The sequence below is a fragment of the Mesorhizobium sp. 128a genome (assembly GCF_053848025.1).
Genome location: NZ_JBSPKY010000003.1, coordinates 450,039 through 468,159, shown reverse-complemented (window position 1 = coordinate 468,159; position 18,121 = coordinate 450,039). Strand labels below are relative to the sequence as shown.

The 18,121-nt window shown below is 63.8% G+C and carries 19 protein-coding genes; all 19 read left to right on the top strand.

Annotation, left to right across the window (positions count from 1 at the left end; genetic code table 11):
• The 19 genes from ACWTU9_RS08580 (at position 1) to flgD (ending at position 18,103) form a co-directional block, all read left to right on the top strand.
• Positions 1–576: a MotE family protein gene (locus tag ACWTU9_RS08580; protein WP_455857917.1), complete on the top strand. Its 576-nt coding sequence runs from the start codon at positions 1–3 to the stop codon at positions 574–576.
• The gene (gene flgH / locus ACWTU9_RS08575; protein WP_455857916.1) at positions 573–1,277 is read left to right on the top strand and encodes a flagellar basal body L-ring protein FlgH; all 705 of its coding nucleotides are present in this window, start codon (positions 573–575) and stop codon (positions 1,275–1,277) included. The genes ACWTU9_RS08580 and flgH overlap by 4 nt, the downstream gene beginning before the upstream one ends.
• An 18-nt stretch (positions 1,278–1,295) precedes the next feature.
• A complete protein-coding gene (locus ACWTU9_RS08570) occupies positions 1,296–1,796 on the top strand; it encodes a flagellar basal body-associated FliL family protein (protein WP_455857915.1) in 501 nt (166 codons plus the stop codon).
• The gene (gene fliP, locus ACWTU9_RS08565) at positions 1,793–2,524 is read left to right on the top strand and encodes a flagellar type III secretion system pore protein FliP (RefSeq protein ID WP_455857914.1); all 732 of its coding nucleotides are present in this window, start codon (positions 1,793–1,795) and stop codon (positions 2,522–2,524) included. Before ACWTU9_RS08570 ends, fliP begins: the two co-directional genes overlap by 4 nt.
• A gap of 212 nt (positions 2,525–2,736) precedes the next feature.
• Positions 2,737–3,621: a flagellin N-terminal helical domain-containing protein gene (locus tag ACWTU9_RS08560; RefSeq protein WP_112559330.1), complete on the top strand. Its 885-nt coding sequence runs from the start codon at positions 2,737–2,739 to the stop codon at positions 3,619–3,621.
• Between the two features lie 282 nt (positions 3,622–3,903).
• Positions 3,904–4,788: a flagellin N-terminal helical domain-containing protein gene (locus tag ACWTU9_RS08555; protein ID WP_454574556.1), complete on the top strand. Its 885-nt coding sequence runs from the start codon at positions 3,904–3,906 to the stop codon at positions 4,786–4,788.
• Positions 4,789–4,983: 195 nt separating this feature from the next.
• Positions 4,984–6,624: a flagellar basal-body MS-ring/collar protein FliF gene (fliF, locus tag ACWTU9_RS08550; RefSeq protein ID WP_455857913.1), complete on the top strand. Its 1,641-nt coding sequence runs from the start codon at positions 4,984–4,986 to the stop codon at positions 6,622–6,624.
• A 3-nt stretch (positions 6,625–6,627) separates the two neighbouring features.
• Complete coding sequence (locus ACWTU9_RS08545; RefSeq protein WP_455857912.1) at positions 6,628–7,254, top strand: hypothetical protein; 627 nt, start codon at positions 6,628–6,630, stop codon at positions 7,252–7,254.
• Between the two features lie 13 nt (positions 7,255–7,267).
• Entirely contained in the window at positions 7,268–8,644 is a 1,377-nt protein-coding gene (locus tag ACWTU9_RS08540) for a MotB family protein (RefSeq protein WP_455857911.1), read from the top strand.
• Positions 8,641–10,068, top strand: coding sequence for a chemotaxis protein MotC (locus ACWTU9_RS08535; protein ID WP_455857910.1), 1,428 nt, complete (start codon positions 8,641–8,643; stop codon positions 10,066–10,068). The genes ACWTU9_RS08540 and ACWTU9_RS08535 overlap by 4 nt, the downstream gene beginning before the upstream one ends.
• Positions 10,065–11,456 carry a flagellar hook-length control protein FliK gene (gene fliK / locus ACWTU9_RS08530; protein WP_455857909.1) on the top strand — a complete coding sequence of 464 codons (1,392 nt, stop codon included), beginning with the start codon at positions 10,065–10,067 and terminating at the stop codon, positions 11,454–11,456. Before ACWTU9_RS08535 ends, fliK begins: the two co-directional genes overlap by 4 nt.
• Positions 11,389–11,976 carry a transglycosylase SLT domain-containing protein gene (locus tag ACWTU9_RS08525; protein WP_455857945.1) on the top strand — a complete coding sequence of 196 codons (588 nt, stop codon included), beginning with the start codon at positions 11,389–11,391 and terminating at the stop codon, positions 11,974–11,976. Before fliK ends, ACWTU9_RS08525 begins: the two co-directional genes overlap by 68 nt.
• Positions 11,977–12,198: 222 nt before the next feature.
• Positions 12,199–12,867: a response regulator transcription factor gene (locus tag ACWTU9_RS08520; RefSeq protein ID WP_455857908.1), complete on the top strand. Its 669-nt coding sequence runs from the start codon at positions 12,199–12,201 to the stop codon at positions 12,865–12,867.
• A 79-nt stretch (positions 12,868–12,946) separates the two neighbouring features.
• On the top strand, positions 12,947–14,200 hold the full coding sequence (locus ACWTU9_RS08515; protein WP_454574549.1) for a flagellar hook protein FlgE: 1,254 nt from the start codon (positions 12,947–12,949) through the stop codon (positions 14,198–14,200).
• 176 nt (positions 14,201–14,376) lie between these two features.
• Positions 14,377–15,831 (top strand): flagellar hook-associated protein FlgK, encoded by a 1,455-nt coding sequence (gene flgK / locus ACWTU9_RS08510; RefSeq protein WP_455857907.1) that lies wholly within the window; start codon positions 14,377–14,379, stop codon positions 15,829–15,831.
• A gap of 3 nt (positions 15,832–15,834) precedes the next feature.
• Complete coding sequence (locus ACWTU9_RS08505) at positions 15,835–16,878, top strand: flagellar hook-associated family protein (protein WP_455857906.1); 1,044 nt, start codon at positions 15,835–15,837, stop codon at positions 16,876–16,878.
• Between the two features lie 30 nt (positions 16,879–16,908).
• Entirely contained in the window at positions 16,909–17,256 is a 348-nt protein-coding gene (flaF, locus tag ACWTU9_RS08500; RefSeq protein WP_454574546.1) for a flagellar biosynthesis regulator FlaF, read from the top strand.
• A complete protein-coding gene (gene flbT, locus ACWTU9_RS08495; RefSeq protein ID WP_454574545.1) occupies positions 17,253–17,696 on the top strand; it encodes a flagellar biosynthesis repressor FlbT in 444 nt (147 codons plus the stop codon). Before flaF ends, flbT begins: the two co-directional genes overlap by 4 nt.
• The gene (flgD, locus tag ACWTU9_RS08490; protein ID WP_142865976.1) at positions 17,696–18,103 is read left to right on the top strand and encodes a flagellar hook assembly protein FlgD; all 408 of its coding nucleotides are present in this window, start codon (positions 17,696–17,698) and stop codon (positions 18,101–18,103) included. The genes flbT and flgD overlap by 1 nt, the downstream gene beginning before the upstream one ends.
• Positions 18,104–18,121: the final 18 nt, after the last annotated feature.

Genomic DNA, 18,121 nt, shown 5'->3' with positions numbered 1-18,121 from the left:
ATGCCGATGATCACTCGCCTTTCCCGAATTAACCGCCGCAACGCAGCGCTGGCGGCCTGCGCCGTCACTACGCTTTTCGCAGGCTCCCCGGTTCGCGCGGAAGAAGCGGTTCGGCAGGTTCTGCCCGGCGGGCAGCAGCCGGCAGCAGCTCAGCAGCTGGTTCGCGAGAAAGCGCCGGACGAAAGCGAAATCCAGCGCTTCTGCTCCAACATCGCTGACGCCGCCCGCGACCGCCGCTACGCGCTGCAGGCCGAGGAACTGAAGCAGCTGCAGGCCGGCATCGACCAGCGTATGAAGGCGCTGGACGAGAAGCGCGCCGAATACGAGCAATGGCTGAAGCGGCGCGAAGTTTTTCTGGCCCGCGCCGAGGACGGCGTCGTCAAGATTTATGCCGGCATGAAACCGGATGCCGCGGCCGAGCGCCTGGCCATGGTCACCCCCGATCTCGCCGCCGCCATCCTGATGAAACTCGATTCGCGCAAGGCCGGCGTCATTCTCAATGAAATGGACCAGAAGGCGGCGGCCACGCTCACCGGCATCATGGCCAGCGCGGCCCGAAGGGTAGATCCGTCATGAAGTTGCAGTTGCTCACCCTGGTCGCCGCCGCAGCACTGTCTGGCTGCGCAGTCGACCCGAAGGAGATCGGCAGGGAGCCGGCGCTGTCGCCGGTCGGCACCGGCATCACCGGCAGCGTCGACGCGCCCTACTCATACCCGGACGAGCCGCGGACGCCGGTGAAGAAATTCTCGCTATGGGACGATCGCCAGAGCCGATTGTTCACCGATCCGCGTGCGCTGCGCGATGGCGATATCCTGACTGTCAGGATCAAGCTCAACGACAAGGCCAACTTCAAGAACCAGAACGACCGCAGCCGCACCGCCGCGCGCAAGCTCGGCTATGACGTCAAGCTCGGATGGGAGGATGCCAGCACCACCGGCAAGGGCGACGCCGGCTTGAGCTCCAGCACCGAAACCAATGCGGACGGCGAAATCAAGCGCTCGGAAAACCTCGAGCTCAACGTCGCCGCCGTCGTCACCGAAGTCCTGCCCAACGGCAATCTGATGATCCGCGGCTCGCAGGAAGTGCGCGTCAACTACGAGCTCAGGGTGCTGACCATTGCCGGCATGGTGCGTCCCTCAGATATCGGCGCCGAAAACACCATTTCCTACGAACGCATCGCCGAGGCGCGCATCTCCTATGGCGGCCGCGGCCGGATTGCAGAGATCCAGCAACCTGCTTACGGCCAGCAGATCCTCGACCAAGTCCTCCCCTTCTAGGATCAGGAGAACGGCGCCGTGGCAAATGTCGACCAGGTCCAGCCCAAGAAGGGCCCGTCGCTTGTCATCCAGCTCGCCATGCTTTTGGCGGTGACGGGTGCTGCGATCGGCATGGGCTGGGTCTCCGGCGGTTATCTGAAGGGTGTCGGCGGACCGGTGCCGGTGCCGGCGGCGCCCGAGAACCAGTCCAATGCCGAGCAGCAGAGCACGGCCACCGAACATGCGCCGGGCACCGGGCCGGCGCTCGTGCAGCTGGCGCCGATCACCACCAATCTGGCCGCGCCGGCCGATGTCTGGATAAGGCTGGAAGCCTCGGTGGTCTACGATGCGCCGCAGCCGCCGGAGCTCACCGAGAGCATCCACCAGGACCTGCTGGCCATGGTCCGGACCCTGAAGATGCATCAGATCGAAGGCGCCAGCGGCTACCAGCATTTGAAAGCCGACCTCGAGGAGCGCGCCGCGATCCGCAGCGGTGGCCATGCCAAACAGGTTCTGATCAGGACATTGCTGCTCGAATGAGAAAGCTGCTTCTCGCCGCCACGATCGTCGTCGCCGCCACTTCTGTCGCCGCTGCCCAGCAGCTCGACCTCGGTGGCATCGGCAAGGCCGACGGCGCCACAGTCGGCTATATCATCCAGATGTTCGGCCTGCTCACGGTGCTGTCGGTGGCGCCGGGCCTGTTGATCATGGTGACGAGCTTCACCCGCTTCGTCATCGCCTTCTCGATCCTGCGCGCCGGCATCGGCCTGCAGTCGACGCCGGCCAATCTGATCCTGATCTCATTGTCGCTGTTCATGACCTTCTATGTCATGGCGCCGACCTTCGACCAGGCCTGGAACACCGGCGTCAAGCCGCTGATGGACAACCAGATCAGCCAGACCGAGGCGTTCGAGAAAATTTCGGACCCGTTCCGCACCTTCATGCTGCACAACGTCCGCGACAAGGATTTCGACCTGTTCGCCGACCTCGCCCGCGAGCGCGGCCAGGTGGTTGCCAAGGAAACCGTCGACCTGCGTATCCTGGTGCCGGCCTTCATGATTTCCGAAATCCGCCGCGGCTTCGAGATCGGTTTCTTGATCGTGCTGCCCTTCCTCGTTATCGATCTGATCGTCGCCACCATCACCATGGCCATGGGCATGATGATGCTGCCGCCGACCGTCGTTTCGCTGCCCTTCAAGATCCTGTTCTTCGTCCTCATCGACGGCTGGAACCTGCTGGTCGGCAGCCTGGTGCGATCCTTCACCTGACCGCCGGCGACCCTGCGTGGCGCCTGGCCAAGACTTTATCCAATATATTTCCGGTTAACCGTCCCGTTTAGCCCTTTGGTAGGGACTTGCCCGCATATTGCTCGCAGATGGCGGGTGATCGGGTCTCACGATCATTGGCATGATGCCGCTCCGTCATACCGGAAAAGCCGGTATGCAAAAAAACACCTGTAAAAATCAAGGTACGAGTAGCCATGTCCAGTATCATGACGAACGCCTCGGCGCTGACCGCGCTGCAGAGCCTCAACAGCACCAACAAGCAGCTCGAAATGACCCAGGCCCGCATTTCCACGGGCTACCGCGTCGCCACCGCCAGCGACAACGCCGCCTACTGGTCGATCGCGACCTCGATGAAGTCCGACAACAAGGCGCTTTCGGCCGTCCAGGACTCGCTCGGCCTCGGCGCCGGCAAGGTCGACACCGCCTACACCGCCATCAACGACATCAAGGACCAGGTCGACCTGATCAAGTCCAAGCTGGTCACCGCCCGTGGCGCCAGCCAGGAAGACCAGCAGAAGATCGCGACCGAAATCAACGCCATCCAGGCGCAGATCAAGTCGTCGGTCACCAACGCCAACTTCGCCGGCTCGAACCTGCTGCAGAACGACGGCGCCGCCGCATCGGACCTGAAGATCGTCGCTTCCTACAACCGCACCGGCGCGACCGTCACCATCGACACGATCGATGTCACGGCTGCCGACACGCAGGTTCTCGACGTCGCTGGCACCGGCGGCATCGTCGGCGGCCTGCTGGCCACGACCTTCTTCGACCCGAGTGCAGCCGCGGTTGCCGACACCGCCATCGACACGGCACTCGGCAGCGTTGAAACGGCGCTTAGCTCACTGTCCACGGGCGCTGCCTCGCTCGGCGCAGCCAAGTCGCGCATCGACACCCAGAAGAGCTTCCTGTCGAACCTGTCGGACTCCATCGACAAGGGCGTCGGCGCCCTCGTCGACGCCGACATGAACAAGGAATCGACCCGTCTGCAGGCCCTCCAGGTCCAGCAGCAGCTCGGCATCCAGGCGCTGTCGATCGCCAACGGCAACTCGCAGTCGATCCTGTCGCTCTTCCGCGGCTGATCTCTCGACTTTTACGACTGACACGATCCGATCGGGCCGCGCCAACAGCGCGGCCCGATTTTCTTTTGTGGCTGTTGATTTTCTCCTTGAATAGTGGCCGATTTTGCTTTTGGCCAGCGCCCGGATTGGCTTGTTTTAACAGGCCATTAACCATATCCCGCTAGTCATGATTAACCATACCATGGCGGGCAGACCAGACGGTCGATGGGCTTATGCCTACCCCCTGATGAAGTTGACCCGGCGTGTGCAGGACGCGCCAGTTTTTGAGAAGGGGTAAATATCTTGGCAAGCATCATGACGAACGCCTCGGCGCTGACCGCGCTGCAGAGCCTGAACAACACCAACAAGCAGCTCGAAACCACGCAGTCGCGCATTTCGACCGGCTACCGCGTCGCCACCGCTTCCGACAACGCCGCCTACTGGTCGATCGCCACCACGATGAAATCGGACAACAAGGCGCTTTCGGCCGTCCAGGACGCGCTCGGCCTCGGCGCCGGCAAGGTCGACACCGCCTACACCGCCATCACCGATATCAAGGACCAGGTCGACCAGATCAAGGCCAAGCTGGTGACCGCCCGCGGTGCGAGCCAGGACAACCAGCAAAAGATCGCGACCGAAATCAAGGCAATTCAGGACCAGATCAAGTCATCGGTCACCAACGCCTCCTATGCCGGGTCGAACCTGCTGCAGAATGACGCCGCCGCGACCTCCGACCTGAAGATCGTTGCCTCCTACAACCGCACCGGCACGACGGTCGCCATCGACACCATCGACGTCAAGGCAGCTGATACCCAAGTGCTGGACATTGCCGGCACGGGCGGCATTGCCGGCGGTTTGCTTGCTACCACCTTCTTCGATCCGAGCACCACGGCGGTTACCGCTGCCGCCATCGACACGGCACTCGGCGCCGTTGAAACGGCGCTTGCCAAACTGTCCACGGGCGCTGCCTATCTCGGCGCCGCCAAGTCGCGCATCGACACCCAGAAGAGCTTTCTGTCGAACCTGTCGGACTCCATCGACAAGGGCGTCGGCGCCCTGGTCGACGCCGACATGAACAAGGAGTCGACCCGTCTGCAGGCCCTCCAGGTCCAGCAGCAGCTCGGCATCCAGTCGCTCTCGATTGCCAACGGCAACTCGCAGTCGATCCTGGCGCTGTTCAAGCAATAGACCGGCCCCGGCTTTCTCTTCCTTCGAATTGAAGGGCCGCGCCAACAGCGCGGCCCTTTCGCTTTGTGGCTGTGTTTTGATGCATGTCGTTGGCCCGGAACCGCTGCACACTTCCGGGCGACATGCATTATCATCTTCGCACAAGCTTCGCGGTCTAGTGTTCCCACGGAATATCATGCTGGGAGCGCTTGAATCGTGCCGCAACAGATCCAGAGCATTATCTCGAATCTCACGGCATTTGGCGTCAGGCGCCTGGCCATGCTGGCCGGCATTGCCGCGCTGGTCATGGCCGTCATCGGCATCGGCTCGGTCTATCTCAACCGCCCCGCCTATGAGACGCTCTATGTCGGGCTCGATCGTTCCGACGTGAACCAGATCGGCCTGGTGCTCGGCGAGGCCGGCATTGGCTTCGACGTCGGCTCCGACGGTACTTCCGTGCTGGTGCCGGCCGGCACCACGGCGCAGGCCCGCATGCTGCTTGCCGAGAAGGGCCTGCCGACCAGCGCCAATGCCGGCTACGAGCTGTTCGACAATGTCGGCGCGATGGGCCTCACCTCCTTCATGCAGCAGATCACCCGCGTGCGTGCGCTCGAAGGCGAGATCGCCCGCACCATCCAGTCCATCGCCGGCATCAAGGCGGCACGCGTCCACATCGTCATGTCCGAGCGCGCAAATTTCCGCCGCGACGAACAGCAGCCCTCGGCATCGGTGGTCATCCGCTATTCCGGCATCGATGCCGAAAAGAGCGCCATGTCGATCCGCCATCTCGTTTCCGCCGCGGTCCCCGGCCTGTCGGCCGATAAGGTCACCGTGCTCGATTCCAACGGCAACCTTCTCGCCGCCGGCGATGACCCCTCCAACACAAGTGCCGCCCGCACGCTCGGCGTCGAGCAGACCGTCGAGGCGCAGATCGGCGACAACATCCGCCGCGCGCTGACCCCTTATCTCGGCCCCGACAATTTCCGCGCCTCGGTCAAGGCCGATGTCAACACCGACACCCGCCAGACCGAAGAGACGATCTTCGATCCGGAGTCGCGCGTCGAACGTTCGGTGCAGTCGGTGCGCGCCAACGAAAACAGCAACCAGAAGCAGGCCTCGACACCGGCCAGCGTCGAGCAGAACCTGCCGGAGACCCAGGCGACCAGCACCGAGGGCCCGCAGACATCGTCGGCGAACGACCGCAAGGAAGAGATCACCAATTACGAGATCAATTCCAAGAAGATCGCCACCGTCTCAAACGGCTACTCCGTCACCAAAATGTCGGTCGCCGTCGTCGTCAACCAGCAGCGGCTGATGACCATCCTCGGCAAGGACGCCACCCCCGAGCGGATCGCCAAGCGCGTCGCCGACATCCAGAAGATGGTGGCTTCCGCCACCGGCTTCGACGACAAGCGGGGCGACGTCATCGACGTCTCGGCGGTCGAGTTCATCGACGGGCTGGACGGCGAGCCGATCGAACAGCCGGGCATACTGGCATCGATCGGCACGTATACTGGCACGCTGATCAATGCCGCCGCCTTCATCGTCGTGGTGTTCCTGGTCGCCTTCTTCGGCCTGAGGCCGATGGCCGCCGCGCTGACCGCGCGGCCGACGCCCGCACTTGCCGGTCCGAGCTTCGACGATGTCCAGCGTTCGCTGCCGACACCCGAAACCGCCAGTGCCGAACCTGCGACGGCTGCCTTGCCCGGCAGCCGCCCCGGCCCGACCCCGCTCGACGATCTTCGCCAGAAGATCAGGCCGGCGCCGCAAGAACGGCTTGCCCGCATGGTCGATCTCAACGAGGAGCGCACCGCGCAGATCCTGCGCAAATGGGCCGCCCAGGAAGCAACGGTGTAGACCATGGCCTCGGCAGCGCTTTTCGACCTTTTGCCGGATTTCGGCGCACGCACCCAGCGCGCCGGCCAGCCACCGCTCGCGACCCAGGCCGAACCAAGGCCGGAGACGCCGGCGCCGCAGGCCGACATCGGCGCGCTGATCGCCGAGGCGGTCATCGATGCTGAAGCCGCCCTTGAAGCCCGCCTTGCCATCGCCCACCAGGCAGCGCTCGAAGCAGAGCGTCAGGCCAGCGCCGATGAAGCGAGGGTTTTCCTGGAAGGCTTCGGCGGTGACCTTGGCGCCGCCGTCACTGCCCGTATCGACACCATGGAGGCGAAGGTCTGCGAGCTTGTCAGCGCCACCGTTGCCCGCATCATTGGCGGCATCGTCAGTGACGATCTGCAGAAGCGCTCGCTGGAAGCCCTTGCCGGCACGATCCGCGAAGCCGTCGGCGACAGCGAGGCGGTGCGCATCGCCGTGCGCGGGCCGCTGTCGCTATTCGAGACGCTGAAGGTTTCGCTTGGCCAACGCGCGGCCAATCTCGATTTCGTCGAGGCGCCCGGCTTCGACCTTACGGTCGCCATTGACGAGGCGGTGTTCGAAACCCGCATTGCCGAATGGTCCTCTGCCTTGTCCGAGGCCCTCTCATGAGCGAGGACTTGTCATGAGCGTTGCCGACGCTGCAGAACCCAGGCACGAAATCATCATCGTGCGGCGCAACCACGACGACCACGACGACGCCCATCATGGCGGCGTCTGGAAGATCGCCTTTGCCGATTTCATGACCGCCATGATGTGCTTCTTCCTCGTCATGTGGCTGATCAATGCCGCCAATGAGCAGACCAAGGCCGCCGTCGCCAGCTATTTCAACCCGGTCAAGCTGGTCGACCGCAACGCCAGCCGCAAAGGCCTCGAAGACCTCGGCGATGGCCCGAGCAAGGTCGGGCTGACGGCTGACGACCCGAAGGACAAGACCAGGAAGGCCGGACAGGACGGCATCGGCGGCGCCGGCACTTCCGACAAGAAGCAGCCGAAGGAATCGGCGCCGAAGACCGATCTTTCCGACGAGCATCTGTTTGCCGATCCTTATGCGGTGCTGTCGGAAATCGCCACCGACACCGGCGTCATGCAGAATGTCAGCGAAAAGGGCGATGGCGGCGCGCAGGCGTCCGGCCCGGCCACCGGCGCATCGGGCGGCCAATCCTACCGCGACCCGTTCGCGCCGGATTTCTGGTCGCAGCAGGTGGCGGCACCCGGCGCCGAAGCCACCGCCGAACGCAGCAAGATCGAAGGCGATCCGCTCAAGCCCGGCGACAAGGCGGCACAGACGCAAGTGGCGGAAGTGAAGGCCGTGCCGCCCGCTCCGCCCGTGACCTCGGCCCCACTCGAGCCGCTGGCGAAATCCGCATCCGACAAGCCGCTGACCAAGGCTGAGGCAAAGGCAGCGGCCAAGGCTGAAGTCGCAAAGGTCGAAGAGGCAAAGGCCGAAGCGAAAAAGGCAGAAATTGCAAAGGCCGAAGCCGCCGAAGCACAACCAGCACCCAAGCCCGAAGCCGCGGAAAAGACGCCGAGTGCTGCCGCCGTCAAGGCCGCGGCGCAGGTCAAGCAGGAGCTGGCCGAGGCCTTCAAGCCTGGCGACAAACTGCACGACGGCGTCTCCGTCGAGGCCACCGACAAGGGCGTCGTCATCTCGATCACCGACCAGTTCGATTTCGGCATGTTCGAGATCGGATCCGCGGTGCCGCGGCGTGAACTGGTGCTGGCGATGGAGAAGATCGGCCGCATCGTCAATGAGCAGAAAGGCACGATCAGCATCAACGGCCACACCGATGCGCGACCATTCCGCAGCGATACCTACGACAATTGGCGGCTGTCCACGGCGCGCGCCCATTCCGCCTACTACATGCTGGTGCGCGGCGGCGTCGACGAGCGCCGCATCACCGAAGTCGCCGGCTTCGCCGACCGCGAGCCGAAGGTTGCAACCGATCCGATGGCGGCCGCCAACCGACGCATCGAGATCCTGATGGCGACCGACGGATGAGGCGCTCCGCCATCATCGGCCGCGCCATCGGCCTGCTGCTGCTGAGCACTGTCCACTCGCCGGTAGCTTTTGCCGAGGACGGCTTGCAGCCCTATCAGCTGGTGCGTTCGCTGCAGCTGGTGCAGGACCGCATCGCCGCCGGCGACCACGCCGCGCTGCCGATGCAGGCCAAGCTGCTCGAAATGGCCGACACAAGGTTGCGCGCGGCGGACGCGGACGATTTTAGCGACCCGAAAAATTTTCGCGCCTTGCTGGTCTATGGCATGAGCGGCGGCAATCCCGTCACCGTCGAGGCGGCGGTATCGCGCGCCAAGACCGACCCGCAAAACCTGGCCATTGCGAAAGGTATTGTCGACTATCTGAACGGCCGCCCCGCCGCCGCGATCGAGGCGCTGAAGCCGATCGATCCGATGGCGCTGCCCACCGATCTCGGTGCTTTCCTGGCGTTGGTCAAGGGTTCGCTGCTGGCTACCGAGGAACCGCGCACGGCGCTGGCGTTGCTCGACGATGCGCGCCTGCTCAGCCCCGGCACACTGGTCGAGGAAGCAGCGCTGCGCCGCTCGGTCGGCATCGCCGCTGCGCAAGGCGACGGCGCGCGCTTCGCGCTCGCCTCGACCCAATATGTTCAGGATTATCTCTATTCGCCCTATGCCAGCCAGTTTGCCGACGCCTTCGTCTCAGGCGTCATCACGCTGCATATGGCGATCAGCCAGGACAAGCTCGCCGACATCACCACAATGATGGATCCCGAGCGCGAGAAGGTGATCTACCTGCGCATTGCCCGCCGTGCCGCGATCGATGGCCTGGCCGATCTCTCCGCTTTTGCGTCGGCCAGGGCCGAACAGGGCCGCGACGGCATCCACAATCAGGGCGACCCGCGTGCGCAACTCTATTCCAGCCTGTCCACGGTGACGTCTGGCACTATCGACGAGGTCCGCGCCAAGCTGGACAAGATCGATCGCAGCCAGCTTTCGCAAAGCGACCGCGACTTGCTCGATGCCGCGCAGGCCGTGGCCGGCGAAGTGATCGCGCCGCCGGCGCCGCTGCCTGCCGGCAAGCCCGCGCCTGCCGCGGCCGAACACGAGCCGGTCAAGAGCGCGGCAGCGGCAAACCCCGACGAGCCCGAATTGCCGCCGGTCGAAGGCGCAATGCCAGAACAGCCAGCTGCTGCGGCATCGGGCGGACCGGCCGCAACCGACGAGCCGAAAGCGCCAGGCGAACCAGCCGCGCAGGCACAGAGCACGCCTCGGACAAAGGCGCCGGAAGCGACTGCAGTCGCCACCCCGGGTGATGCGGCCGCTGTCGTGCCGGCATCGGCACCTGCAGCCGGCGCCGAACCCGCCGATCCCACCGACGCCACCATGGCCAAGACGCGCCGCCAGCTCGATTTGATCGACCAGATGCTTGGAGCAGCCCCGAAATGACCACCAATGTTGGCCAGCCCCTGCCGGGATTTGCGCCCATGCACGCTGGATCGAAGCAGCCGGCGCCGAACGCCAAAGGCGACGACAAAAGCTTCGGCGAACTGGTGCGCGGCGAGGACAATCCGCCGACGCAAAAAGGCCAGGGAGCAATCGAGGCCGCGCCGCACGAGCCACGCTGGACCCGACGCGGCACAGCCGGTCCCGCCAGGGGTGAGACTGTACACGCAGAGACGGGCAAGACGGCCTCCAAACCGGTTGTCGGGAAAGCCGAAAAAGACCCTGTCGACGGCGATCAGGACAAAGGGTCCGCCGACGCCGAGGCGGTCGGACAAGGCACAGGCACATCGCCACTTCAGGACCAGTTGCCTTTACTGATAGCGCTGCATGACATCAGCCGTTTCTCGGCGGCCAGGGCGAGCGGGAACGGCGTCGCTACGAATGAACAGACTGAGCAACCGGCGCTCGACGGCGAAACCGCTTCTGCGCCGCCTCTGACGTTGAAGAAATTCCGCGCGACATCCGGCCCCGACAACAGCCTGGACACGGAGCCGCGGCCCGAACGGGCCAGGGCCGGCGCTGACGTTTCCGCGCAGCATCAGGGGCAAAAGCTGGCCGCAATAGGGCCCGAGGCCAGCAAACTGCCTAGCCCGGATGGCGCGACCCCAGCTCTGCAGGCGGGCGAGCCGGCAAGCGAGAGGTCCGCGCCCGCCGCAAAGCGGTCAGCTTTGTCGACAAAGGGCGTCGAAGCCGCGCAGTCCACTGCATCCTCCGCATCCGGAAAACAGGCACCGTCCGCCGGGCGCGTCGACATTGTCGCCGAGCAAAGTTTCCCGGCACCGGCGCAAAGCCCGATAAACCAGACGACCTCAGCTTTGATCGACGCACTCGCCTCGGACAACGGCCTGCGGCAAGCGGTTTCGACGCCGTCGACGACCGCCCAGACGGCCGGTTCTGTTGCCGTTCCGACACATACATTGAAGATCGAGCTTCACCCCGCCGAACTGGGCATGGTCACTGCCAGTCTCAGGCTCGCCGGAGAACAACTTTCGATAGAATTGAAGCCCGAAACCCATGAGGCCTATCGCCGTCTCGCCACCGACAGCGACGCCATCGTGAAGTCGTTGCGCGGGCTCGGCTTCGATGTCGACAAGGTCACCATCCTGCAACCCTCGATAGCAGCCCACGCCCCGGCGCGCAGCGATGCAGGCAACCCTCAGCCGATGCCGCAAGGCCGCGACCAGTCCGCTTTTCAACCCGGAAACTCGAGCGGCAACAATGCGGGTTCGGGCGGCCAGCAGTCGGGAAGAAACCGTAATGAAGATGCCCAGGAATTCGGCCGCCCCGGTGCGCCTGCTCGCGAGCGCGCTGGCGACGATATGTTTATCTAGCCCCGCGGCCAGCCCCGCCAACGCCGCCACCAACCCTTGCGAGCCCGAGATCCTGCGCGCCGCCGATCGCTATGGCGTGCCGGCCGGCATCCTCTATGCAGTCGGCCTTGCCGAAACCGGCAAGAGGGGTAGCCTACAGCCTAATGCATTGAATATAGAAGGAAAGGCGGTGTTTCCGAGAAGCCGAAGCGAGGCCCTGGCTACCTTCGAAGCAGCCCGGCGCGAGGGCAAGACGCTCATCGACCTCGGCTGCATGCAGATCAACCATCACTATCACGCCGCGCATTTCCGCAGCGTCGACGATATGCTCGATCCGCGCCAGAATGTCGACTATGCGGCGCGCTTCCTGGCCAGCCTGCATGCCCGTCATGTCAGTTGGTCGATGGCCGTCGCCCGCTACCACGCCGGCCCAGACAACGATCCCGCGCAGAAGTTTTATGTCTGCCGCGTCATCTCCAACATGGTGGCCACCGGCTTCGGCAAATGGACGCCGAACGCCCGCGCCTTCTGCAACCCGTAGATGCATTCGTCATTCGCGGGGGCCACGAGCCCTTCTGCGGAAAGTGACGTACACGTCACCCCGCATCCGCAGCCATCGACACAACCAACCGGCCGGCTTTATTGCGGATCACGAAATAACTCCCAAGAAAATAGTTACAAGAAATGATGGTTTTTCAGGATTCACGGCACCGGATACGCCTTTTGCCACGGGGCAGATGATCTGATTCGGAAGGGCGGGCCGATGATTGTAATCGTTGACGAGCGTGAGCTCGTAACTGAGGGGTATAACTCACTTTTCGATCGCGAGGGGGTCGCCTGTGCGGGCTTCGCACCTGGCGAATTCGGCGAGTGGGTGACATCGGCTGCCGACACCGATTTGAAGTCGGTCCGCGCCTTCCTCATCGGCGATTGCCGCGAAGGCGCCATCTCGCCACGCCAGATCCGCGACCGTACCGGCGCTCCGGTCATCGCGCTCAGCGAACAGCACTCGCTTGAAAATACGCTGCGACTGTTCGAGAGCGGCGTCGACGATGTCATCCGCAAACCGGTCCACATCAGAGAGATCCTGGCCCGCATCACCGCCATCCGCCGCCGCGCCCATGAGGACGTCAGCTACACCGAGATCGGCGCCATGCGCATCTTCATGGACGGTCGCGATCCCGAGATCGATGGCCAGCCGCTGCCTCTGCCGCGCCGCGAGCGTCGGATCCTCGAATATCTGGCGAGCAACCGCGGACGCCGCGTCACCAAGACCCAGGTCTTCAACGCAATCTACGGCATTTTCGACGAAGAGGTCGAGGAGAACGTGGTCGAGAGCCACATCTCCAAATTGCGCAAGAAGCTGCGCGAAAAGCTTGGCAAGGACCCGATCGATTCCAAGCGCTTCCTCGGCTACCGGCTGGTGTTCTGATGGCGGTCTGCGCCAGCCTCGCGCAAGACAGAAATCATACCCTCGCGACCACGGACATGGGCATTGAGGAGACGTTTCGATGAGCCTTTACGGAATGATGCGGACCGGCGTTTCCGGCATGAATGCACAGGCTAATCGCCTGTCGGCGACAGCCGACAACATCGCCAATTCCGACACCACCGGCTACAAGCGATCCTCCGCCGAGTTTTCGACGCTGATCATGCCGCAGGTCGGCGGCGCCTACAATTCCGGCGGCGTCAACACCACCATCCGCTCGGCGATCAGCGCCCAGGGCGTGCTTCAGTACACAACCTCGGTCTCCGACCTGGCGGTCAACGGCAACGGTTTCTTCGTCGTCCAGGACCCCAGCGGAACGCCTTTCCTCACCCGCGCCGGCGCTTTCGTTCCCGACGCCCAGGGCAGGCTGGTCAACGCAGCCGGCTACCAGCTGATGGCCTACAGCTACGCCAACGGCACGCCTGCTGCCACCGCCAACGGCTTCGAAGGCCTGGTGCCCGTCGAGATCTCCGACCAGGAAATGACGGCGACACCCAGCACCTCGGGAAACTTCAACGCCAATCTGCCCGCGGGCGCCACCCCGCCCGCCGGTCCGCTGCCGTCCACCAACAGCGCGACGGCAGAGTACACGTCGAAATCCTCGATGGTTACCTACGACAATCTCGGCAACAAGAAGCTGCTCGACGTCTACTTTACCAACACCGGCACTGGCACTTGGTCGGTTTCGGTGTTCGACCAGTCCAAGGCGACGCCCGGCACGTCCTTCCCCTATACCGGCGGTGCGCTGGCCTCGGCCAACCTGACATTCGACACCACCACCGGTAAACTCACCGGCGCTGTCGACTCAATTACGATCCCCGTACCGGGCGGTGCGTCGCTCGATCTCGATCTGTCCAAGCTGACCCAGCTCGGCACCGGCTTCACCGTCTCCGAGGCAAAGGTCAACGGCAACGCGCCCAGCACGATCGAAAAGATTCAGATCGGCGAGGACGGCGTCATCTACGCCCAGTATCAGGACGGCTCGACCAAGCCGCTGTTCAAGATTCCGCTGGCCGACGTGCAGAGCGCCGACAACCTCACCGCGCTGCCCGGCAACGTCTATGCACAGAGCACCGACTCCGGCACCGTGCGCATCGGCTTTGCCAATGAAGGCAAGCTCGGCAGCATCATCTCCGGCGCGTTGGAAAATTCCAACGTCGATATCGCCGAGGAATTGACCAACATGATTGCGGCGCAGCGCAGCTACACCGCAAACTCGAAAGTATTCCAAACCGGTTCCGACCTCATGGATGTCCTTGTCAACCTGAAGAGATAAACGACGGGCGCTAGTGGGATGAACCCAAACCAGAGCGGCGCGGTGCGCGGAGTTCGAATTCAAGGCTACACCGGCAAACCGGCTGGTGTGGTCTGGGATTGGAGGTTTCCGAACGCTGACATCGCCGACAGGGCAGAAACGTCATCCTCCTCCCACTGGCCTCGTGAAAGACCCGCATGTCGCTGACTTCCGCATTGACCATAGCCCAACAGTCGCTTCAGACCACGTCGAAGCAGACCAGCGTCCTTTCCCGCAACATTGCCGACGCTAGCAATCCCGACTACGCCCGCCGCACGGCGGTCGTCGTCAGCAGCGCGCCGGGCGCCCGCTCGGTGGAGATCCAGCGCGCGGCCAATGCCCTGCTGTTTCGCCAGAACCTCAGCGCGCAATCGGCCTGGAGCGGCCAGAGCACGCTCTACAGCGGCATTGACCGCCTCGCCGTAGCCGTCAACGGCGTCGACAATGCCTCCTCTGCTTCCACCGCGATCGGCAATCTGCAGAACGCGCTGCAGCTTTACGCCGCCACGCCATCCAACCAGAACCTCGGCTCCAGCGTCATCGACGCGGCACAGCAGGTGGTGCGCGCGCTGAACGACGGCACCAACGCGATCCAGGATTTCCGCACCCAGGCTGATGGCGAGATATCAACGGCCGTCGACGATCTCAACTCGCTGCTCAGCCAGTTCCAGGACGCCAACAAGGCGGTCATCTCCGCAACCCGCTCGGGCACCGACGCATCCGACGCGCTCGACCAGCGCGACTCCCTGCTGAAGAAGATCGCGGACTATGTTCCGGTATCGACCTTCACGCGCGGCGACAACGACATGGTCATCACCACCAAGGACGGCACGACGCTGTTCGAGACCATTCCGCGCTCGGTCAGTTTCACGCCGTCGGCGGGTTACACCGCCGGCACGCCGGGCAACACCATCTATATCGACAATGTGCCGGTCCGCGCCGGCACCGGCGGCAACACCAGCGCCGACGGCAAACTGGCCGGACTGATCACCTTGCGCGACGGCGTCGCTGCGACCATGCAGAGCCAGCTCGACGAAGTCGCGCGTGGCCTGATCACTGCCTTTGCCGAAACCGCACCTGCGCAGCCCGATCGGACAGGCCTGTTCACCTGGTCGGGCGCACCCGCCATTCCGGCCGCCGGTACACTGATCGACGGCCTTGCCGGCTCGATCAAGGTCAACGCCGCAATGGATCCGAGCGTCGGCGGCAATCCGGTTCTGCTGCGCGACGGCGGCTCCAATGGCGTCGCCTATATCGCCAACACCGCCGCCAACGCATCCTATTCGCAGCTGCTGATCGGCTATGGCGACAAGCTCGACAAGCCGATGCCTTTCGACGCTTCGGCCGGCATCACCGTCACCTCCAGCGTCTCCGACTACGCCGCCAACGCCATTGGCTGGTTCGAAGGCCAGCGCCAGCAGGCCTCGACCAATGCCGACGCCAAGGAAGCGCTGGCCTCGCGCACCGCCGAGGCGCTGTCCAACGACACCGGCGTCAATGTCGATCAGGAGATGTCGCTGCTGCTCGACCTCGAACACACCTATCAGGCCTCGGCGCGCATGATGAAAACCGTCGACGACATGCTGTCGTCCCTGCTCGATGCCGTGGGATAAGCCATGAAAGCCACATCCGTCTCCTCAGCCGCCCTTTCCAACGCCGCGCGCTACCAGCAGATGCGCATGCAGGCCGAGCTGGTCAAAGCCACCAAGGAATCGACGACCGGCATCGTCGCCGATGTCGGCCTGGCGCTCGGCGCGCGCACCTCGCAGGCGGTGACATTCTCGCGCGATCTCGACCGGTTGAACGTCATCATCGATTCCAATTCGCTGGTCACCGCCCGGCTGTCTTCGACCCAGGATGCGCTTGGGCAGCTTTCCGACACGGCGCAGAATTTGCTGACCGCGCTGACCGCCGCCGGCAATTCCTCGAGCACCATCACACAGCAAGCCGGCAAGGCCGCCGTGCAGCAGATGACCTCGATCCTCAACGCCAGCGTCAACGGCGAATATCTGTTTGCCGGCACCAATACCGACGTCAAGCCGATCGACGATTTCACCGCCACCGGCTCGCCCGCCAAGGCGGCATTCGACGCTTCCTTCTCGTCCTATTTCGGCTTCACGCAGAACGACCCGCTCGCCGCCAACATCACCGCCGCCCAGATGGACGCCTTCATCACCAGCAATGTCGTGCCGCAGTTCATGGGCGCGGGCTGGCAGGCCAATTGGTCCAACGCCACCGACCAGCAGATTGTCAGCCGCATTTCGCTCGGCGAAACCACCCAGACATCGGCCAGCGCCAATAACGACAGCATCCGAAAACTTGCGATGGCTTCCGCCATGGTCACCGACCTGCTCTCCGGCAACATCAGCCAGGCGGCGAAGACCACCGTTGTCGGCCGCGCCCAGGCGATGGTCGGCGAGGCGCTGGGCGGGCTCGGCCAGCTGCAGGCCGAGACCGGCCTTGCCGAGAAGCGTGTGTCCGACGCCAGCGACCGGATGAAGACGCAGGTCGACCTGTTCGAACGTCATATCCTCGATCTGGAACACGTCGATCCGGCCGAGGCAGCCACCCGCGTCGCGGATCTGACACAGCATATCGAGACGTCCTTCGCGCTGACCGCGCGCCTGCAGCAGATGAGTCTGCTGAACTACCTGACCTGACAATCTCAACCGCAACGGTAGAGCCAAACGATGTACCAATTCTCCTACGCCGACGTTCAGACCGACTCCGTTGCCGATGCGAAGGATCGCGAGCGGCAGCTTTTGACCCGCTCGATCGAGATGCTGGCAGCAGCGGCGGCCGTCGGTCACACTTCGATGGAGGCGGTCGAGGCGCTGCACTTCACCAACCGGGTCTGGACCACATTCGTCGAGGATCTCGGCTCCAGCGACAATGTCCTGCCCAAGGAACTGCGCGCCAACCTCATCTCCATCGGCCTGTGGCTGCTGCGCGAGGCCGAGGACATCCGCCAGGGCCGCACCGACAATTTCGAAGGCCTGATCGAAGTGTCCCAGATCATCCGGGACGGCATTCAATGACCAACACGTTGAAGATATCGCTGAAGCCGAACGAGAAGATCTACATCAACGGCGCCGTCATCCGCGTCGACCGCAAGGTCACCGTCGAGCTGATGAACGATGTGCAGTTTTTGCTCGAGAACCATGTCATCCAGGCCGACGAGGCCTCGACACCGCTGAAGCAGCTCTACTTCATCCTGCAGGTCATGCTGATGAACCCGGCCGGCGCGGTCGAGGCGCGCGCCATGTTTCGCCGCTCACTCCCCCTGCTGCTGGCAAGCTTCGAGGACGAGCAGATTAACAGCGCGCTGAAGCAGATCGACCGCATGGTCGGTGAAGACCACATCTATGAAGCGCTTAAGGCGATCCGCGCGCTTTATCCGCTCGAACGCCGCGCGCTTGGCGGCAATGACGATGTTCAGGGTGCGCAGCGCCCGCAGGCCGTGGGAGCACGATACTGATGAATGTAGACATGACGACGACGATCCCGACGGGCGCCAACCAGGGCACCCAGCAAACTTCGAAGACAGCGGTCGACTACCAATCGTTCCTGAAGCTGCTGATCGCCGAGATGAAGAACCAGGATCCGACGAAACCGATGGATTCGACGCAGTATGTCGCCCAGCTCGCCACCTTCTCGCAGGTCGAGCAATCGGTGCAGACCAACACCAAGCTCGAGCAGATCATGCAGTCCTCGGCGCTGTCGCAGGCGGACGCCCTGATCGGCCGCTCAATCACTTCCGCCGACGGCAAGACGACGGGCGTCGTGGCCTCCGTCAAGCTTGCCAGCAACGGCCTGATCGCGGTACTGCAGAACGGCACCGAAGTGCCGGTTGGCGCGGGCGTTTCGATCAAGCCGGCCAGCTAGGCCGGTTCCGCAGAGGCG

Bases quoted from the DNA above. Each gene is read 5' to 3' on its own strand.
- ACWTU9_RS08515 (WP_454574549.1), top strand. From the start codon at position 12,947: ATGAGCCTTTACGGAATGATGCGGACCGGCGTTTCCGGCATGAATGCA.
- ACWTU9_RS08580 (WP_455857917.1), top strand. From the start codon at position 1: ATGCCGATGATCACTCGCCTTTCCCGAATTAACCGCCGCAACGCAGCG.
- ACWTU9_RS08520 (WP_455857908.1), top strand. From the start codon at position 12,199: ATGATTGTAATCGTTGACGAGCGTGAGCTCGTAACTGAGGGGTATAAC.
- ACWTU9_RS08505 (WP_455857906.1), top strand. From the start codon at position 15,835: ATGAAAGCCACATCCGTCTCCTCAGCCGCCCTTTCCAACGCCGCGCGC.
- ACWTU9_RS08560 (WP_112559330.1), top strand. From the start codon at position 2,737: ATGTCCAGTATCATGACGAACGCCTCGGCGCTGACCGCGCTGCAGAGC.
- flgH (WP_455857916.1), top strand. From the start codon at position 573: ATGAAGTTGCAGTTGCTCACCCTGGTCGCCGCCGCAGCACTGTCTGGC.
- ACWTU9_RS08525 (WP_455857945.1), top strand. From the start codon at position 11,389: ATGCCCAGGAATTCGGCCGCCCCGGTGCGCCTGCTCGCGAGCGCGCTG.
- flgD (WP_142865976.1), top strand. From the start codon at position 17,696: ATGAATGTAGACATGACGACGACGATCCCGACGGGCGCCAACCAGGGC.
- flaF (WP_454574546.1), top strand. From the start codon at position 16,909: ATGTACCAATTCTCCTACGCCGACGTTCAGACCGACTCCGTTGCCGAT.
- ACWTU9_RS08540 (WP_455857911.1), top strand. From the start codon at position 7,268: ATGAGCGTTGCCGACGCTGCAGAACCCAGGCACGAAATCATCATCGTG.
- flbT (WP_454574545.1), top strand. From the start codon at position 17,253: ATGACCAACACGTTGAAGATATCGCTGAAGCCGAACGAGAAGATCTAC.
- flgK (WP_455857907.1), top strand. From the start codon at position 14,377: ATGTCGCTGACTTCCGCATTGACCATAGCCCAACAGTCGCTTCAGACC.
- ACWTU9_RS08535 (WP_455857910.1), top strand. From the start codon at position 8,641: ATGAGGCGCTCCGCCATCATCGGCCGCGCCATCGGCCTGCTGCTGCTG.
- ACWTU9_RS08545 (WP_455857912.1), top strand. From the start codon at position 6,628: ATGGCCTCGGCAGCGCTTTTCGACCTTTTGCCGGATTTCGGCGCACGC.
- fliP (WP_455857914.1), top strand. From the start codon at position 1,793: ATGAGAAAGCTGCTTCTCGCCGCCACGATCGTCGTCGCCGCCACTTCT.
- fliK (WP_455857909.1), top strand. From the start codon at position 10,065: ATGACCACCAATGTTGGCCAGCCCCTGCCGGGATTTGCGCCCATGCAC.